14 protein-coding genes and 1 riboswitch are annotated in these 17,776 nt (G+C 68.6%); of the genes, 8 read left to right on the top strand and 6 right to left on the bottom strand.

Going from position 1 to position 17,776, the window contains the following annotated elements:
• Positions 1-50 precede the first annotated feature (50 nt).
• Entirely contained in the window at positions 51-830 is a 780-nt protein-coding gene (locus ACFWO8_RS26905) for a DUF3515 domain-containing protein (protein ID WP_378965078.1), read from the bottom strand.
• A gap of 119 nt (positions 831-949) precedes the next feature.
• On the opposite strand from ACFWO8_RS26905, the gene ACFWO8_RS26910 reads away from it, so the two are divergent.
• From ACFWO8_RS26910 to ACFWO8_RS26920, 3 genes are read left to right on the top strand one after another with little or no spacing between them, the layout of a single operon-like run.
• Positions 950-1,954, top strand: coding sequence for a thiamine-phosphate kinase (locus tag ACFWO8_RS26910; RefSeq protein ID WP_378965510.1), 1,005 nt, complete (start codon positions 950-952; stop codon positions 1,952-1,954).
• Positions 1,955-1,965: 11 nt separating this feature from the next.
• Positions 1,966-2,649, top strand: coding sequence for a uracil-DNA glycosylase (locus ACFWO8_RS26915; protein ID WP_378965084.1), 684 nt, complete (start codon positions 1,966-1,968; stop codon positions 2,647-2,649).
• Between the two features lie 49 nt (positions 2,650-2,698).
• Positions 2,699-2,950 (top strand): hypothetical protein, encoded by a 252-nt coding sequence (locus ACFWO8_RS26920; protein ID WP_378912457.1) that lies wholly within the window; start codon positions 2,699-2,701, stop codon positions 2,948-2,950.
• A 181-nt stretch (positions 2,951-3,131) separates the two neighbouring features.
• On the opposite strand, the gene ACFWO8_RS26925 is transcribed toward ACFWO8_RS26920, so the two are convergent.
• The 3 genes from ACFWO8_RS26925 to rpmB form a co-directional block, all read right to left on the bottom strand.
• Positions 3,132-3,920, bottom strand: a complete 789-nt coding sequence (locus ACFWO8_RS26925; RefSeq protein ID WP_378965089.1) for an enoyl-CoA hydratase/isomerase family protein — start codon at positions 3,918-3,920, stop codon at positions 3,132-3,134.
• Between the two features lie 126 nt (positions 3,921-4,046).
• Positions 4,047-4,550: a GNAT family N-acetyltransferase gene (locus ACFWO8_RS26930; RefSeq protein ID WP_378965102.1), complete on the bottom strand. Its 504-nt coding sequence runs from the start codon at positions 4,548-4,550 to the stop codon at positions 4,047-4,049.
• A gap of 99 nt (positions 4,551-4,649) precedes the next feature.
• Complete coding sequence (rpmB, locus tag ACFWO8_RS26935; protein WP_011210730.1) at positions 4,650-4,841, bottom strand: 50S ribosomal protein L28; 192 nt, start codon at positions 4,839-4,841, stop codon at positions 4,650-4,652.
• A 313-nt stretch (positions 4,842-5,154) separates the two neighbouring features.
• On the opposite strand from rpmB, the gene ACFWO8_RS26940 reads away from it, so the two are divergent.
• Positions 5,155-7,215 (top strand): DAK2 domain-containing protein, encoded by a 2,061-nt coding sequence (locus ACFWO8_RS26940; protein WP_378965109.1) that lies wholly within the window; start codon positions 5,155-5,157, stop codon positions 7,213-7,215.
• A complete protein-coding gene (gene recG, locus ACFWO8_RS26945; RefSeq protein ID WP_378965113.1) occupies positions 7,216-9,474 on the top strand; it encodes an ATP-dependent DNA helicase RecG in 2,259 nt (752 codons plus the stop codon).
• Between the two features lie 74 nt (positions 9,475-9,548).
• Here the strand turns inward: recG and ACFWO8_RS26950 are convergent, their stop codons facing one another.
• Positions 9,549-10,973 carry a short-chain fatty acyl-CoA regulator family protein gene (locus ACFWO8_RS26950; protein ID WP_378965119.1) on the bottom strand — a complete coding sequence of 475 codons (1,425 nt, stop codon included), beginning with the start codon at positions 10,971-10,973 and terminating at the stop codon, positions 9,549-9,551.
• Between the two features lie 318 nt (positions 10,974-11,291).
• Here ACFWO8_RS26950 and ACFWO8_RS26955 point away from each other — a divergent pair, with 318 nt between their 5' ends.
• Genes ACFWO8_RS26955 through ACFWO8_RS26965 form a run of 3 tightly spaced genes read left to right on the top strand, consistent with a single transcriptional unit; the run spans position 11,292 to position 14,870 of the window.
• Entirely contained in the window at positions 11,292-12,815 is a 1,524-nt protein-coding gene (locus tag ACFWO8_RS26955; protein ID WP_378965514.1) for an MmgE/PrpD family protein, read from the top strand.
• Entirely contained in the window at positions 12,815-13,729 is a 915-nt protein-coding gene (gene prpB / locus ACFWO8_RS26960) for a methylisocitrate lyase (RefSeq protein WP_378965124.1), read from the top strand. Before ACFWO8_RS26955 ends, prpB begins: the two co-directional genes overlap by 1 nt.
• 4 nt (positions 13,730-13,733) lie before the next feature.
• Positions 13,734-14,870: a bifunctional 2-methylcitrate synthase/citrate synthase gene (locus ACFWO8_RS26965; RefSeq protein ID WP_378965129.1), complete on the top strand. Its 1,137-nt coding sequence runs from the start codon at positions 13,734-13,736 to the stop codon at positions 14,868-14,870.
• A 154-nt stretch (positions 14,871-15,024) separates the two neighbouring features.
• Here ACFWO8_RS26965 and metE read toward each other — a convergent pair whose 3' ends face one another.
• A complete protein-coding gene (gene metE / locus ACFWO8_RS26970; protein ID WP_378965133.1) occupies positions 15,025-17,289 on the bottom strand; it encodes a 5-methyltetrahydropteroyltriglutamate--homocysteine S-methyltransferase in 2,265 nt (754 codons plus the stop codon).
• A gap of 142 nt (positions 17,290-17,431) precedes the next feature.
• A riboswitch (cobalamin riboswitch) is annotated at positions 17,432-17,641 on the bottom strand.
• Positions 17,642-17,776: the final 135 nt, after the last annotated feature.

The raw sequence follows: 17,776 nt of genomic DNA on the forward strand, positions 1-17,776 counted from the left end.
GGCTTTCGGCCGGGTTGTGCTCGAAAATCCTACGGCGCCAGTCGGTTAGCTCAGAGTTCGCCCGGAGTCGGTTCGCGGGCAGGCAGATTCGCGTTGATCGTCTCGGACACGGTCTGCAACGCACTGGTGCCGGAGCCGTCGGGGACGGTCAGGGCGATGTAGGTCTCGCGGTCGACGGCGAACCAGGTGCCGGTCTTGCCGACTTCATCGCGGACCTGGAACCACTTCACGCCGTCGATGACTGTCAGCGGGGACGCACGGTTGAATTCGAGGGGGCGATCCAGACCGCAGCGCAGCGTGATCGGGTCGCCGCCGTCGGGGAGCTGCCAGGCGCGGGTGGCAGGCGGGGCGGGTTCGACGAGGGTGGCCTTGGTGTGGTCGCCGAGGTCGGCGGGCAGGGCGGGAAGCAGGGCCTGGCAGGCCGGACCGTCGGCGGCGGGGGCCGGGACCGGGCCGAGGGCGAGGGGTTCGCGTTCGACAGGGGCGCGCAGGGCGATGAAGGCGGCGACCAGTACGGCGACGATCAGTACGACCGGTAGGGCGACCGCTGTGGCGATGAGCGCGGGGGAGTGGTGCGACTCGGTGTCGGAGTCCGCGTCTTCGGTGTCGGTGTCGGCGCCTGGGTTCACCGCCGTCGCGTCCACGTCGACGTCGCCGGGCGTGGTAGACGCCGCTGATCGAGCGTCGGTCGGATCCGCCGCGGCCTGTTGCGCGGCTGCGTCGGTGTTCGCGGCGGACGCCGGCTTGTCGACGGGGGATTTCGCGTCGGTGGTGGCGGTGTCGTCGGGGGCGGTCGCCTCGTCGCGATCCTCCGGTGTCGAGTCCGCCATAGCTGTGTGGTCCTTCCGTTCGGGGGTTCGCCTGCACCGTCGGTGGTGCCCGATCGCCTTCGAAAGGGTACCGTCGGGGCGATTTCGTCGGTCAGCAGCACAGCGGGAAGGGGTCGGTCATCAGCGAGGACAGCCGTCCACAGACGGTGCGTGAGCTGGGCGAATTCGCCTTGATCGACCGGATCAACGCCGGTCGGGAGCAGGCCGCGCACGTTCTGATCGGACCAGGTGACGATGCCGCGCTGGTCGCCGCGCCCGACGGACGGTTCGTGGTGAGCACCGACATGCTCGTCGAAGGTAGGCACTTCCGGCTCGACTGGTCCTCGCCCGTCGACATCGGCCGCAAGGCCATCGCGCAGAATGCCGCCGATGTGGTGGCGATGGGCGCGCGGCCGACGGCCTTCGTGGTCGCGCTCGGCTGCCCTGCCGAAACCCCCGTGTCGGTGGTCGAGGGGATCGCCGACGGGATGTGGATCGAGGCGAGCCGCGCCGGGGGTTCCATCGCGGGCGGCGATCTGGTGCACAGCGAACAACTGGTTGTCTCGGTGACCGCGTTCGGCGACCTCGGCGGGCAAGGCGCGATCACTCGATCCGGTGCCGGCGTCGGCGATATCGTCGCTGTCGCAGGCGAACTCGGCTGGTCGGGTGCTGGGCTGGCCGTATTGACCGGTGGCGCAGACCTTTCCGATCCGGACTTCGCCTATGCCCTTGCGACACACCGTGTTCCGCAACCGCCCTACGCCGCGGTCCTCGACGCTTTCGGCACTCACCCCCCGAGCGCCCTCACCGATATCTCCGACGGATTGCTCGCCGATCTCGGGCATCTCGCCGCCGCCTCGAACGTCGCGATCGATGTCCACCGCGCGGCACTGACCGACCCCGAACTGGCGGCCGTCGCGACATTGCTCGATGCCGATGCCGCGCAATGGATTCTGGCCGGCGGCGAAGACCACGCCTTCGCCGGAACCTGGCCCGCCGGTGTCGCGCTGCCCGCGGGCTGGCGGCCGATCGGTGTCGTCACCGCAGGTAGCGGCGTCACCGTCGACGGCACGGCACCCACCGGCGGCACCGGCTGGGAATCGTTCCGTGGGGCGGACGCCATGCCCACCGACGACGAACGATAGGTTGTGCGGTCATGGGTGCCAAACCACTGTCGGAGATCATCGATCCGGGCTGGGCCCGGGCACTGGAGCCGGTCAACGACCGCATCAGCGAAATGGGCGAGTTCCTACGCGAGGAGAACGCGGCAGGCCGCGGCTACCTTCCCGAAGGGGAGAACGTGCTGCGCGCATTCCAGCGACCGTTCGACGCGGTGCGCGTACTCATCGTCGGCCAGGACCCGTACCCGACACCCGGCCACGCGATGGGGCTGAGCTTCTCTGTCACACCGCAGGTTTCGCCGGTCCCGCGCAGCCTGTCCAACATCTTCGCCGAATACAGCAAAGACCTCGGCTTCGATACGCCGACCTGTGGTGACCTGAGCCCCTGGTCGGATCAAGGTGTGCTGCTGCTGAACCGAGTACTCACCGTCACCCCGGGTGCGCCTGCCTCGCATCGCGGCAAAGGCTGGGAAGCCGTCACCGAGCAGGCGATCCGGGCGCTGGTCGCCCGCGACGAACCACTCGTCGCCGTGCTGTGGGGCAACGATGCTCGCTCGCTCAAGCCAACGCTCGTCGATGCCGAGGTGCCCTACGTCGAATCGGCGCACCCCTCACCGCTTTCCGCCTCACGCGGGTTCTTCGGTTCACGCCCGTTCTCCCGGGTCAACGAACTGCTCGACGAACTCGGCGCCGACCCCGTCGACTGGCGGCTGCCCTGACCCGGGGTGTCGCCTGCACCAGAAGAGAATGATGAAGGAGCACAACCCGATGCACATCACCACCGTTCGCGCTGCCCTCGCGACCGTCGCCGTGGCCGCCGCAATCACCGCAGGCGCAGGCTCGGCCACCGCCGCGGGCCTGCAGCTCGAGCCCTACAACGAGCAGGCCGCACCGGTGGCCACCACCCAGGTCGGCGAGGAATGGACCTCCACCGGCACCTCCACCATCTCTTCCGGCGTGAACGCGAAGGTGACCTGCCTGCTGCAGAACACCTTCAGCGCTCTCGGCGCTGCGTGTTAAAGCGGCTGGCGCCGCTGGGTTTTCGGCCCTGATTGCCGCACATCCGAAGGGCGATACTGTGCCTTCGGTGTTGTCGTCTCGCCCTTCGGATGCGAGGCGGCCGAAAACCCGTGGTGGCTGATTTTCCGGCGTGGCGTTGTCGCGTCGGAGGGTCAGTTCAGTCGCGGGAGTTGGTCGCCGATCAGGTGAGCCCTACGTAATTCGGTTTCCTCTTGGCGATGAAGGCATCGACGCCTTCCTGGCCTGTCTTGCTGTTCGCGGCGGCGGAGATGCTGTCGCGTTCGGCGTCGAGCTGCTGGTCCAATGTCGCCGTCGGCGACTGGGCCAGCAGCTTTTTCATGGCCGTGTAGGTGGCGCGGGGGCCGTTGACGAAGGTCTGCGCGACGCGGAGGGCCTCGGTGCGGATGTCCGCGTCGTCGACTGTGCGGCTCAGGATGCCGAGGCGGACAGCTTCTTCGGCGTCGAGGACGGCGTCGGTGAGCAGGATCTCGTTGGCGCGGCTCTGGCCGACGATGCGGGAGAGCGACCAGGACATGCCGCCGTCGGGGGACAGGCCGATGCCGGGGTAGGCGGGGCGCAGTTTCGTCGACGGGCCGCCGATCGCGATGTCGGCGGTGCAGACCAGGCTCATACCGGCGCCTGCCGCCCAGCCCTGCACGGCGGCGACCACGGGGAGGTGGGTGTCTCGCAGCGCGCGGACGAAATCATGGAGTTCGTCGGCCAGCTTGTGGAGGTAGGCGCCGCGGTCGTCGGCGGCGGCGAAATCGCGCACATTGCCGCCCGCGCAGAAATTCGCGCCTGCACCGGTGAGCAGCACGGCGCCGACCGTTGGGTCGAGTGCGCGCAGGGCGGCGGTGCCCGCGTTGATCAGGTCGAAATCCATCGAGGTGCCTGCGGCGGCGGTGGCGATCGTCAGCTGCAGCACGCCGTCGATGATCTCGGTGGCGGGGACCGATTCGGTGGTACTCATAGGCGTCACCTTAATGGGGCCATGACGCGCAGGGTTTCGCAGTCCTTACTCGGAGGTACGCGCAATGGGCGCAGTCGCGGCAGCGTTCGTCAGTTGCGCACGGCCGGAGCGAAGGCGGAGGTACGCCTAATTCAGGTCGCGGCGCCACAATTGTTCGGGCAGGAGGGTGAACGGGTCGGTTCGGCGGATGCCGGTGTCGGTGAAGCCGTGCCTGCGGTAGAAGGCGTGGGCGCGCGGATAGTCGGCGAAGACCCAGAGGGTGCACGGTGATCCGGGGGCGGCGGCTTCGATCAGGGCGTCGGCGATACCGGTGCCGTGCCAGGCGCTGCGGACGTAGAGCGCTTCGAGTTCGGCGGTGGGGGCGGACCCGTCCGCCTGCCGACCGGGTGAGGGCGAATTCGTCCCGGAGGCGAAGCCGACCAGGCGGTCGCCGACCAGCGCGACCGGCAACTCGTGGGTGCCGTCGGCACGGCGACGTTCCCAGGTGAGCGCGGAGCGTTCGAGGTCGAAGCCGTGGAGGATGTGACCGGGGACGAGGGTTCCGTAGGCTTCGCGCCAGCTGGCGATGTGGCAGGCGGCGAGTTCGGTGACCCGGTTCGCCGTCAGCGGCGCGATCTGCCAGTCAGGCACGGTGAGCCCGTTCGACGATGCTCGGCCGTGGTACGACAAAGCCCCGGATCACCCGCGAGGGGTGCCGGGGCACTGTCGGCAGAATGTACGGGCTGAAAATCAGCCGCGGACGACCTTGCCCGCCTTCAGGCAGGAGGTGCACACGTTCATCCGGCGGGTGTTGCCAGGGGCAACCTGCGCACGCACGGTCTGGATGTTCGGGTTCCAGCGACGGTTGGTGCGCCGGTGCGAGTGCGAGACCGACTTCCCGAAACCGGGGCCCTTGGCGCAGACGTCGCAAACGGCAGCCATGTCGCGAGCTCCTTCATGTCATAAGCGGACAGCGGCGCACGTATGCCCGCTGAACCGGAAACTGATGTCATCAAATGCCTTGCCGACTGACGTCGGCCAGCGCAGACCCACGTGGGCCGCACGAGGCAACCCTGCAAGACTAGCGGGCCGGGCCTCGAAGTTCCAAACCGGGTGCCCCGGTCGACCCGCCGAGCACAGCCCGGCTGAGAGCCCGTCCGAGGTCAGCGTACCTCGGTCGGTTGCTGCCGCTAACCTGGCTTGCGTGCTCGGCGCGCGGGTACGCAGAACGGGGAGCGAGGTGGCGGTGTCGCACGTGCGGGAGTCTCTCGACGGTCCCGATCTGCTGGTCTGGGCCCGCAGGTGCCGCACCGATCTGGAACTACGTCGCGCCGAGATCGACGCGCTCAATGTCTTCCCCATCGCCGACTCCGACACCGGAACCAATCTTCTCGCCACCATGCGCGCCGCGGTCGCGACGGCGGACCGGGCTGTGCTCGGCGTCGAGTCCGCCACGTCCGGTGCCCACGAACGGCACGGCCTCAGCGGGCTCGCGAGCCTCGGCGACCACCAACCGGAAGCCAGCGTCGACGGGCCCTCGGCTCACCTCGTCGCCCAGGCCTTGGCCCGTGGTGCCACCACGGGTGCGCGCGGAAACTCGGGCATCATCCTGTCGCAGGTCTTGCGCGGGGTCGCGGAGGCCGTTGTCGCTGGTCCGCTGACCGGCGCGCGGCTGCAGGTGGCGTTGCGGCGGTCGGCGGTGCTCGTGCGCACGGGACTGAGTGCCCCGGTCGAGGGCACGATCCTGACCGTTCTCGACCGCGCCGCGGCCGCTGCCGCCGAGGCAGCCGAACCCACGCTGGCCGCGGTTGCCCAGTGCGCCGCCGAGGGTGCCGCGCGTGCGCTGAGCGAGACCCCGACCCAACTGGGCGTGCTGCGCGCGGCCGGAGTGGTCGATGCGGGGGCGCGCGGACTGCTGGTGCTGCTCGATTGCCTCGTGGCCGAAGTCTGCGGCGAGCCGCCGGAGCGAGTCAGATACACGCGGGGCGAACGCGGGGATCATGGGCCGCATCGGCGACCCGTTGGTACCGACGAAGACAACAACGCCCAAGGCCGCGGGTACGGACCGAATCCACGACACGACACGGACGGCGCCTCCCCGATCGGTGCACTGGTCGGTCCAGGGCCGACACGGGATCGGCGAGACACACAGATCGGCACTCTTGACGGCCTGACCGGTGACCTCGAACAGGCGACCGTCGGACTTCAACGCCCCATCGAAGCAGGTCAGGAGCGCCGGACTCCCGACTTCCTCGACGACCGCGATCGTCGGGAGCAGACGGCCGATCCGCATTTCGAGGTCATGTACGTGATCTCCGGCACCGATGAGGCGGCCGCGAGTGGGCTGCGGGATCGGCTCGCGGTGTTGGGTGACTCGGTGGTGGTGGTCGGTGACGGTGCGACCACCTGGTCGGCCCATGTGCACTGTCGCGACGCGGGCGCGGCCATCGAGGCGGGCCTCGCGCTCGGCACTGTGACGGGCATTCGGATCGAGAGTTTCGCGGTGACCGCGCCCCACAGCGGCAACCACGGGCACGGTGCCGACGAGCTCGACGCCACCCACAACGGGGACGGTGCGCGCGTGCCGAGCGAGGCACGTGCGGGCGACGACCGGCCACCTGGTCTCGTCGACCGCCAGATCGTCGCCGGCGATGACCTCGCGGACCGCGGTGTCCTCGCGGTGGTGGGCGGTGCCGCTGCCGCGCGCCTGTTCGAGGACGCGGGCGCGGTGGTGTTGCGTGGGGATCGGCAAGTCGATACGAGCGCCCTGCTGCGGGCGATCCGCGGGATGCCGAATCGGGAGGTGCTGGTCTTGCCCAACGGCGCATTGCCCGCGCAGGAACTCGTCGCGGTCGGTGTGGCCGCGCGTGACGGGTCGCGTGATGTGTTGCTGCTGCCGAGTGCGTCGATGGTGCAGGGCCTCGCGGCGCTGGCGGTGCACGATCGGGGGCGGATCGCGGTGGATGACGCGTTCGCGATGTCGGAGGCGGCGGCGACCACCCGGTGGGGTGCCTTGCGGGCGGCGCGGGTGCGGGCCTTGACCATGGTCGGAATGTGTTCTCCCGGTGACGGACTCGGCCTCGTCGGCCACGATGTGGTGGTGATCGACCCCGATGTGGTCGGCGCCGGACGCATCCTTTTGGACCGAATGCTCGGCCTCGGTGGGGAATTGGTGACATTACTGATGGGCGCCGATGCGGGGCCCGAGCTGGCCCAGGTGCTCGCCGAGCATGTGACGGCCGGTTTCCCCGGCGTCGAGGTGGTCGTGTATTCCGGTGGACAGCAAGCGGATCTGGTGCAGATAGGGGTCGAGTAGATGGCGACGTTGAGTGATCGGCTCGACCACGTGCTGGGTATCAAGGCGGCCGACCGGCTGACCGAGGCGTTCGACATGGCCACCGTCGAGGATCTGTTGCGCCACTATCCGGTGCGCTACGCGACCCAGGGTCAGCCCCTCACCGAGGAGGAACCCGAGGAGGGCGCGCACATCACCGTCATCGGCCGCATCGCGAAAACCGAACTGCGCCCGATGAAGAACCGCCGCGGCTCGCTGTTGAAGGTGCAGCTCGACACCGGCGCCCAGCGTCCGCTCGAGGCCACCTTCTTCAACGGTGACAAGGTGCGCTATCTGGTGAAAGAAGGTGTGCGAGCGATGATGTCGGGCACCGTGCACTGGTGGCGTCCCGACCGCTGGAACCTCTCGCACCCCGACTACCTGATCCTGCCCGACAAGCCGGAAGCGGGCGTGGAGGAACTCACGTCCGTGCGTGGCAGCGGTGCGCTGCGCGGCCTCGCCCAGAGCGCGAAAGGCGCGGGGGGAGTGGATGCCTCGTTCTTCGAGCGCGAGTTCGTCCCCGTGTACCCGGCGACCGCCAAGGTCCAGAGCTGGGATCTGCTGGCCTGCATTCGCCAGGTGCTCGACCAGCTCGACCCCATCGAGGACCCACTGCCCGCCGACCTGCGCGAGGACCGCCGACTCCTGCCGCTCTCGGAGGCGCTCCGCCTGATCCACCTCCCCGAGCACAAGCTGGATATCGAAAAGGCAAGGGACAGACTCCGTTTCGATGAGGCGCTGGCCCTGCAACTCGTGCTGGCCGAACGCCGCCACGAGGTGGAGGGCCGCACCGCACCGGCCTGTCCGCCATCGACCGACGGTATCGCCGCGGCCTTCGACGAACGCTTGCCCTTCGAGCTCACCGAAGGTCAGCAGCAGGTGCTGAAGGAGATCTCGCAAGACCTGTCACGCACCCGCCCGATGCACCGGTTGCTGCAAGGCGAGGTGGGCTCGGGCAAAACGATCGTGGCGCTGAACGCCATGCTGCAGGTAGTCGACTCGGGCCGCCAGTGCGCGCTGCTCGCACCGACCGAAGTTCTCGCCGCGCAGCACTATCGGTCCTTGCGCGCCATGCTCGGCGACCTCGGAAACGCGGGCGAACTCGGTGCCGCCGAGAACTCGACCAAGGTCGTCCTGCTCACCGGATCGATGTCGACGGCCGCGAAGAAGGCGGCGCTGCTCGACGCGATGACCGGTGAGGCAGGCATCGTCATCGGCACCCACGCGCTGATCCAGGACGCGGTCGAGTTCTACGACCTCGGCCTCGTGGTGGTCGACGAACAGCACCGCTTCGGCGTCGAGCAGCGAGACGCGTTGCGCGCCAAGGCGAAAGACGGCATCAGCCCGCACCTGCTGGTGATGACCGCGACACCGATCCCACGCACCATCGCGATGACCACCCTCGGCGACCTCGAGACCTCCACTCTCACCCAGCTGCCCAAGGGCCGCTCGCCGATCGTGTCGAAAGTCGTTCCGCGCAAACTACATCCAGGCTGGGTGGAGCGCGCCTGGGAACGCATCGTCGAGGAGGTCGGCCAGGGCAGGCAGGCCTATGTCGTGTGCTCGCGCATCGGCGAGGACCCAGACGCGCCACCGGCGAAGGGCAAGAAGGCGGAGAAGGAAGGACCGACCACCGCGGCCGCCGTCGAGATGTACGAGACGCTCAGTGCCGGTCCGCTCGCCGGTGTGCGCGTCGGCCTGTTGCACGGCAGGCTGCCGTCCGACGAAAAAGACCACGTGATGCGCCAATTCAACGACGGTGCGATCGACGTCCTGGTCTGCACCACCGTTGTCGAGGTCGGTGTCGACGTGCCGAACGCGACCGTGATGGTGATCGTCGACGCCGACCGATTCGGCGTGAGTCAGCTGCACCAGTTGCGCGGTCGCATCGGCCGTGGCAAGCATCCCGGCCTGTGCCTGCTGGTCACCGATGCCGCGCCCGGCGGGACCGCGATGGCGCGGCTCGAGGCGGTGGCGGCGACCACCGACGGCTTCGAACTGTCGGTGCTCGACCTGCGGCAGCGGCGCGAAGGTGATGTCCTCGGCGCGGCGCAGTCCGGTACCGCCCGGTCGCTGCGACTGCTCTCGCTGCTCGACGACCTCGAGGTGATCACCGCCGCGCAGGAACTCGCCCGACAGGTCGTCGCCGAGGACCCGGGTCTGGTGAACCATCCTGGCTTGGCGGGCATGATGCACGCCGCCGTGGACGGCGAACGTATCGAGTACCTCGCCAAGTCCTGACCGTCCACCAGGCGTTGTGGCCTGGTGGACGCGGACGGGGAGCGCTGCGCTTTCGATGCACCCACGGCGCGGTGTCAGCGAGGTAGGCGCGGGTACGGCAGGTCGGTGCTGGTGTGTTCGGCGACGGCCAAGGGGCGTCCGATCTGCGGGAACGCGCGCTGCGGGCACGCGGGCCGCTCGCATACCTTGCACCCGGCCCCGATCGGTACCGCCACCTGCGGATCGTCCAACTGCAGTCCCTGCGAATACACCAGCCGGTCGGCGTATTCGATATCGCAGCCGAGCCCGATGACGAAGTTCTTCGATGCCGCCCCGAACCCCTGCGCGGCAGGGGGAGTGGTGCGAGCGATCCACAGATATCGCCGCCCATCGGGCATCTCCGAGATCTGGGTGAGAATGCGGCCGGGGTGCGCGAACGCCTCGTGGGTGACCCACAGCGGGCAGCTGCCGCCCACTCGAGAGAAGTGGAACGCGGTGGCGGACTGACGTTTCGAGATATTGCCCGCTCGGTCGGTACGCACCAGGAAGAACGGCACACCGCGCTGCCCCTGCCGCTGCAAGGTACTGAGCCGATGGCAGACCGTCTCGAAACCGACCTCGAAACGCAGCGCGAGCAGGTCGACGTCGTAGCGCAGTTCCTCGGCCGAGCGCAGGAACCGCCCGTAGGGCAGGATCAGCGCACCGGCGAAGTAGTTGGCCAGCCCGACTCTGGCCAGCGTGCGGGATTCGCCGGTGAGCGCGCGGGATTCGGCGAGCACGTTGTCGATCTCGCGGCCGTAGAGCAGCAGGCCGAGCGTGGTCGCGATCTGGAAGGCGCGCTGCCCGGGGCGCAGGCGCCTGGCCAGGGTGAGGGTTCGGGTGTCGGGGTCGTAGTGACGTTTCGGGATGGTCGGGTCGGCGCCGTCGCCGCGGACCAGCACCGTGACGCCCGCGCGTTCCTCGGCGATCCTGGCCAGCTGACGATCCAGCGAGCCGATACTCAGACCGGATTCCTCGAACAGTTGCTCGGCGGCGTGGTCGAGGGTCGAGATGTGGTTGCGATGGTCGTAGAAGAAGTCGCGCACGTCCTCGTACGGCATGGGTGTGCCCGGCGCGCCCGCGGGCGTGTCGACGCGCGAGGACAGCAGGTCGAGCTGGTCGGTCGCCGCGCGCAGCCGCCGGTGCATCGCGATCACGATGCGCGCCACCTCGGGCAGCCTGGTCGCCAGTTCCTCGACCTCGGTGATCGGCGCGGTATCGCCGCCGCCCGCGGCTTCCACCAGCACCTCGTGCAGGTCCGAGACCAGCCGCGCGTCGGAGTCGGCGGCGAAGAACTGCACGTCGAGGTCGAAGGTCGAGTTGAGTTTCAGCAGCACGGGAATGGTCAGCGGACGCTGATCACGTTCGAGCTGATTGAGATAGCTGGGTGAGAGGTCAAGCGATTTCGCGAGCGCTGCCTGGGTCATCCGCCGTTCTTCGCGCAGCCTTCGTAGCCTGGCCCCCGCGTACATCTTCCGCACGCCGCAGATCTTAACGCGACCTGTTCGCAATGTTTGCTGAAAGTGGCGAATGCCTCGGGAGAAGTCCAGTCCTGCAAGGGATTTTACCTGTGGCTACCCGTGCGTAACATGCGAAGGAACAGGCCGGGGCATGGGGAAGTTCACTTGCCGCCCACGTGTTCGCCGCGAGAAATCACCATAGCGCTTCGGTATCACCGATTCGGTGCTGATCACCGATCTTCGCAATAGTTGCTGATTCGTCGTCCATCGCACGCAAAAATACGCTTGTTCAGCTCATATCCAGCTGTTGCTCCGGTGCGTAGCGTGCGAACCATGTCATTGAAAACCCATATCGTTCGCAGCGTCGGGGCCGCCGAGGACTTCCCGCGGTCACAGCATCTGGCCACCCTGATCGCCGAGGTTGCTGCCGATCCGGTGGCGGTGTCCGGCGAGGTCGCCGAGATGATCGTCAACCGAATCATCGACAATGCCGCGGTGGCCGCGGCGTCGGTGCTGCGCGGTCCGGTCCGGACCGCCCGTGCCCAGGCTTGGGCGCATCCGCTGTCCGCCGCTTCGCCACGCCATGGCGCCGCCGTCTTCGGACTGCCCGGCGCACAGCGTGTTTCGCCCGAGTGGGCGGCGTGGGCGAACGGGGTCGCGGTGCGCGAGCTCGACTTCCACGACACTTTCCTCGCGGCGGAGTACTCGCATCCAGGCGACAATATCCCGCCGATTCTGTCCGTTGCCCAGCACGCGGGGTGCGGCGGTGCCGAGCTGATCCGCGGTCTTGCCACCGGCTACGAGATCCAGATCGACCTGGTGCGCGCGATCTGCCTGCACGAGCACAAGATCGATCACGTCGCTCACCTCGGCCCGTCGGCCGCCGCGGGCATCGGAACCTTGCTCGGCCTCGACACCGAAACCATCTATCAAGCCATCGGTCAAGCACTGCACACCACGACCGCGACCCGGCAGTCACGCAAGGGCGAGATCTCCAGCTGGAAGGCGTACGCGCCCGCGTTCGCCGGGAAGATGGCCGTCGAGGCGGTCGACCGGGCGATGCGCGGTGAAGGCGCGCCCGCGCCGATCTGGGAGGGCGCCGACGGTGTGATTGCGTGGCTGCTCGGTGGGACGGCGGCCGAATATCAGGTGCCGCTGCCGTGTCCGGGCGAGGCCAAGCGCGCCATATTGGACAGCTACACCAAGGAGCACTCGGCCGAGTATCAGAGCCAGGCCCCGATCGATCTCGCGCGCCGACTCCGCGACCGGATCACCGACACCGCCCGCATCGCCTCGATCGTGCTGCACACCAGCCACCACACGCACTACGTGATCGGCACCGGATCCGGCGACCCGCAGAAGTTCGATCCGCACGCCAGCCGCGAGACCCTCGACCACTCGCTCCCCTACATTTTCGCGGTCGCCTTGCAGGACGGCACCTGGCACCACGAGCGCTCCTATGCGCCCGAACGCGCCGAGCGGCCCGACACAGTCGCGCTGTGGCGCAAGATCTCCACGGTCGAGGACCCCGAGTGGACTCGCCGCTACCACGCGACCGATCCGGCCGAGAAGGCCTTCGGCGCGCGCGCGGTGGTGACCCTCGACGACGGTGAGGTGATCGTCGACGAACTCGCGGTCGCCGACGCGCATCCGCTGGGCGCGCGGCCGTTCGCGCGCGAGCAGTACCTCGAGAAGTTCCGCGCCCTCGCCGACGGTGTCGTCACGCCCGCCGAACAAGACCGTTTCCTCGATGCCGCCCAGCGCACCCAGGAACTCGGCCCGGGAGAGCTCGATCAGCTCACCTTCGTAGTCGACCCCGCGCTGTTCGACCGGCTGCCCGCCGCACGGGAAGGGCTGTTCTGATGACTGTTTCGGGACTGCTCGCCGCGCACACCACTGCCGCACAGAAGCGCGCGACCTTCCGCGCCGGGCTGGCCTCCGGTCGGCTGCAACGACTGCCCGGAGCGGTGAACCCGCTGGTGGCCAAGCTGATCCAGGAGATCGGCTTCGACGGCGTCTACGTGTCGGGCGCGGTGATCTCGGCGGAGCTGGCACTGCCCGATATCGGCCTGACCACCCTCACCGAGGTCGTCGAGCGTGGCCGCCAGATCGCGCGCGTCACCGATCTGCCCGTGTTCATCGACGCCGACACCGGCTTCGGTGAACCGATGAACGCGGCCCGCACGGTGAGCCTCCTGGAAGACGCGGGCCTGGCCGGCTGTCATCTCGAGGACCAGGTCAACCCGAAGCGATGCGGGCATCTCGACGGTAAGGCGGTCGTCGATACCGACGAGATGGTGCGCCGCATCCGGGCCGCCGTGGCGGTGCGCCGCGATCCGGGCTTCGTGATCTGCGCCCGCACCGACGCGCGCGCGATCGAGGGTCTCGACGCGGCGATCAACAGAGCCAAAGCCTATGCCGACGCGGGCGCGGATCTGATCTTCACCGAGGCACTCGCCGAGGAAGGCGAGTTCGCGAAGTTCCGTGCGGCCGTGGAAATCCCGCTGCTCGCGAACATGACCGAATTCGGCAAGACCCCGCTGCTGAACGCACGCGCACTGACCGATCTCGGCTACAACGCGGTGATCTACCCGGTCACCACATTGCGACTGGCGATGGGCGCGATCGAAGACGGTCTGCGCGAGATAGCCACGGCCGGAACGCAATCGGCACTGCTGGACCGCATGCAGCACCGGTCGCGGCTCTATGAGCTGCTCGGCTACCGGCACTACAACGAATTCGACTCCGGCATCTTCGATTTCACGGTGAGTGAGTGACGCTATGACCAGTGCGCAGAATCCCACCATCGCCAAAGGTCTGGCCGGAGTGGTGGTCGACACGACCAGCATCTCCAAGGTGGTCGCCGAGACCAACTCGCTGACCTATCGCGGCTACCCGGTGCAGGACCTGGCCGCACGCTGCGGTTTCGAGGAGGTCGCCTACCTGCTGTGGTACGGCGAACTCCCCGACGAGGGCCAGCTGCAATTGCTCAGCCAGCGCGAACGCGCCCAGCGCCGGATCGATCGGTCGGTGCTCGCGCTACTGGAGAAGATGCCCGACACCTGCCACCCGATGGACGCGGTCCGCACGGTCGTCAGCTACCTGGGCACCGAGGACGCCGCATCCGAGAGTGCGAGCGAGCGCGAAAGACTGGACGCCGCACTGCGATTGACTGCCCTGCTGCCCACGGTGATCGCCACGGCGATGCGCAGGCGGCGCGGCCTCGACCCGATCGCACCGCACTCCCAGCTCGGGTTCGCCGAGAACTTCCTGTATATGTGCTTCGGCGCGGTACCGGAACCGCGGATCGTGCGCGCGTTCGAGATCTCGCTGATCCTCTACGCCGAGCACGGTTTCAACGCCTCGACCTTCGCCGCGCGCGTGGTGACCTCCACCGGCTCGGACTCCTACAGTGCGATCACCGCGGCGATCGGCGCCTTGAAGGGTCGCCTGCACGGCGGCGCCAACGAGGCGGTGATGCACACGATGCTGGAGATCGCCGATCCCGCACTCGCGACGGCATGGGTCGCCGAAACCCTCACCGCCAAGCGCAAAGTGATGGGCTTCGGGCATCGGGTGTACCGGCACGGCGACTCCAGGGTGCCGACCATGAAGGCCGCCCTCGACGAGGTCGCGGCGGTAACCGGTGGGCAGCAGTGGGTTCGGATGTACGACGAGCTCGCCGCCGCGATGGCGGAGAAGACCGGCATAGCACCGAATCTCGACTTCCCCGCGGGACCGGCCTACTACCTGATGGGCTTCGATATCGAGATGTTCACGCCCATCTTCGTGATGAGCCGGATCACTGGCTGGACCGCGCACATCGCCGAGCAGTCGGCCGCTAATGCCCTGATCCGGCCGCTGTCGGAATACCGCGGCGTGCCACAGCGGCCGGTTCCGGTCGTGCGCGTCAGCTGACCGGAAACCTTGCCTTCCGGCGCGTTTCGCTCCCCGTATCGAACGCGAATCGCGTCGGGTACTCGCGTGACTGAGCCAACTCCGGGATCGGCGGTGGCCACTGCCCCGGGCGAGAACATGGCGCCCGGGGCAGTGGCCTGTCCCGACTCTCAGATCACCGCAGCGCTGCCGCGGCTGTCACCAAGTTGCGCAACGACGCCTCCACCTCGACCGGCCCGCGGGTCTTGAGACCGCAGTCCGGGTTCACCCAGAGGCGTTCGGCAGGTACCGCTTTCAGCGCGGCGGCCAGGGAGACCGTGATCTCTTCGACCGACGGCACCCGCGGCGAGTGGATGTCGTAGACGCCCGGCCCGACGCCGAGCGCGAAACCGGCCGCGTTCAGATCGTCGAGAACCTCCATGTGCGAGCGCGCCGCCTCGATCGAGGTGACATCGGCGTCCAGGCCCGCGATCGCCGAGATGACCTCGCCGAACTCCGAGTAGCACAGGTGGGTGTGCACCTGGGTGGTGTCAGCGACGCCCGCGGTGGCGAGGCGGAACGAATCCACCGACCACCGCAGGTACGCGGGCTGTTCGGCGGCACGCAGTGGCAGCAGCTCGCGCAGGGCGGGCTCGTCGACCTGGATGATCCGCGCGCCCTGGGCTTCCAGGTCGACGGTCTCGTCCCGGATGGCGAGCGCGACCTGGCGGGCCGACTCACCCAGCGGCTGGTCGTCGCGGACGAACGACCACGCCAGGATGGTGACCGGGCCGGTGAGCATGCCCTTGACCGGCTTGGTGGTCAGCGACTGGGCGTAGCCGATCCAGGACAACGTCATCGCCTCGGGCCGGGTGACGTCGCCGAACAGGATCGGCGGGCGCACGCAGCGAGTGCCGTAGGACTGCACCCAGCCCGCCTCGGTGACGGCGAAACCGTCGAGCAGTTCGGCGAAGTACTGCACCATGTCGTTGCGTTCGGGTTCGCCGTGCACCAGCACGTCGAGGCCGAGTTCTTCCTGCAGGGTGATCACGTCGGCGATCTCGGCCCGCATCCGCCGCACATATTCGCACCTGTCGATCTCGCCCTTGCGCAGCGCGGCGCGGGCCAGCCGGATGGTCGAGGTCTGCGGGTAGGAGCCGATGGTGGTGGTCGGCAGCACCGGCAGGTCGAGGTGATCGCGTTGCAGGACGCGACGCTCGTCGGCGGGGGAGCGGGTCAGGTCGTTGTCGTCGAGCGCGGCCAATCGAGCCCGGACCTGGTCGTTGTGCAGGCGCGGGTCGCTCCGGCGGGAGTCGGCGGCGGCGCGGGCCGCACCCAGTTCGTCGGCGACGGTGTCGACACCGGCGGTGAGGGCGGTGGCCAGGACTCGCACCTCGCCGACCTTCTCGGTGCCGAACGCCAGCCACGAGCGCAGCCGCTCGTCCAGTCCGGTCTCGGGAGTCAGCGAATACGGCACGTGCAGCAGCGAGCACGAACTCGACACCGCCACCGCGTCGGCGCTGCCGAGCAGGGAGCCGAGGGTGGCGAGGGCGGCGTCGAGGTCGGCACGCCAGATATTGCGGCCGTCGACCACGCCCGCCACCACCAGCTTGCGAGCCAGAGCGGGCAGCGCCGCGACCGCCGAGATATCGGTGCCCGCGGTGAGATCGAGCGCGACACCCTCGATCTCGGTCTCGGCCAGCACCGCCAATGCGGCATCGGGGTGCCCGAAGTAGGTGGCGACCAGGATCGCGGGCCGGTTCTGCGCGGCCGAGAGCACGCTGTAGGTCTGGCCGACCAGGGCGATCTCCGCCTCGGTCAGGTCGGTGACCAGCACCGGCTCATCGATCTGCACCCACTGCGCGCCCGCGTCCGCCAGTTGGGCCAGCAGGTCCAGGTACAGCCCCAGCAGCTCGGGCAGCCGCTCCAGCGCGGCGCCGTCAGCGGCCTTGGCGAGTTTCAGGAAGGTGATCGGACCGATCACCACCGGACGCGCGGGCACACCGAGCTCGATCGCCTCGTCGAGTTCGGTCAGCAGCTTGCCGGGATGCAGCGAAAAGGTGGTGGCCGCGTCGATCTCGGGCACCAGGTAGTGGTAGTTGGTGTCGAACCACTTGGTCATCTCCAGCGGCGCGACCGTGTCGGTGCCACGCGCCGCCGCGAAATAGCGATCGAGCGGATCGGCGATCCCGGCCACGCGCGGCGGCAGTGCGCCGAGCAGTTCAGCGGTGTCGAGCATCTGGTCGTAGTAGGAGAAGGTGCCCACCGGCACCGAATCCAGTCCCGCCGCGGCCAGTTCGGTGAGCTGGGCGCGACGGAGCTGACGGCCGACCGCGTGCAAGTGCGCGGCATCGGCACGGCCCGCCCAGTAGGACTCGGTGGCGCGCTTGAGTTCCCGGTTCGGGCCGACGCGCGGTAGGCCGAGAACCGTTGCGGTGAAAGGAGTATGCGAAACAGTCACGGAGATTCTCCAGTGTCGTGCAGGGAGAGCCGTCGCCTTTTCGCGGGCACACGCCACCCGGCCGGACCAGGTCGCGAAAGGTGCGACGAGTAGGCATCGGTGGTCCGCGCGCCCGATCCACGAGGCGGTGGCCGCCGGATACGGCGTATCCGGCACAGTCGGCAGGTCTTCGGACTCGCGGGCACCGGTCGTGTGATCGACCGACCTACTGGCCGTCGCTTCCCAGGCATGATGCCCAGTGCTGATGACGGCGGTCGTTCCTGCTCACCGCTGCGGGACAGTCCCGGATTCTCACCGGGTTCCCTCTCACCCGGTGCGGAACATGATCCGCACCCGGGTTTCGACACCTGTGCGGGAGGTCGGGGCTCCGACTCTTCCACCGCGCAGGCGAACCAGCTGCGTGCCCAGCATAGGCCCTCAACGCCGGGCGCGGGTCACCGCCCCGTGGTGAACAGCGCCGTGACCTGCGGTTGCGCCCACGTTGTCC

Origin of the sequence: Nocardia sp. NPDC058480 (genome assembly GCF_042720495.1) — a bacterium.
Taxonomy (GTDB): domain Bacteria; phylum Actinomycetota; class Actinomycetes; order Mycobacteriales; family Mycobacteriaceae; genus Nocardia.

Bases quoted from the DNA above. Each gene is read 5' to 3' on its own strand.
- ACFWO8_RS26925 (WP_378965089.1), bottom strand. From the start codon at position 3,920: ATGAGTACCACCGAATCGGTCCCCGCCACCGAGATCATCGACGGCGTG.
- prpB (WP_378965124.1), top strand. From the start codon at position 12,815: ATGACTGTTTCGGGACTGCTCGCCGCGCACACCACTGCCGCACAGAAG.
- ACFWO8_RS26905 (WP_378965078.1), bottom strand. From the start codon at position 830: ATGGCGGACTCGACACCGGAGGATCGCGACGAGGCGACCGCCCCCGAC.
- rpmB (WP_011210730.1), bottom strand. From the start codon at position 4,841: ATGGCTGCCGTTTGCGACGTCTGCGCCAAGGGCCCCGGTTTCGGGAAG.
- ACFWO8_RS26965 (WP_378965129.1), top strand. From the start codon at position 13,734: ATGACCAGTGCGCAGAATCCCACCATCGCCAAAGGTCTGGCCGGAGTG.
- recG (WP_378965113.1), top strand. From the start codon at position 7,216: ATGGCGACGTTGAGTGATCGGCTCGACCACGTGCTGGGTATCAAGGCG.
- ACFWO8_RS26920 (WP_378912457.1), top strand. From the start codon at position 2,699: ATGCACATCACCACCGTTCGCGCTGCCCTCGCGACCGTCGCCGTGGCC.
- ACFWO8_RS26915 (WP_378965084.1), top strand. From the start codon at position 1,966: ATGGGTGCCAAACCACTGTCGGAGATCATCGATCCGGGCTGGGCCCGG.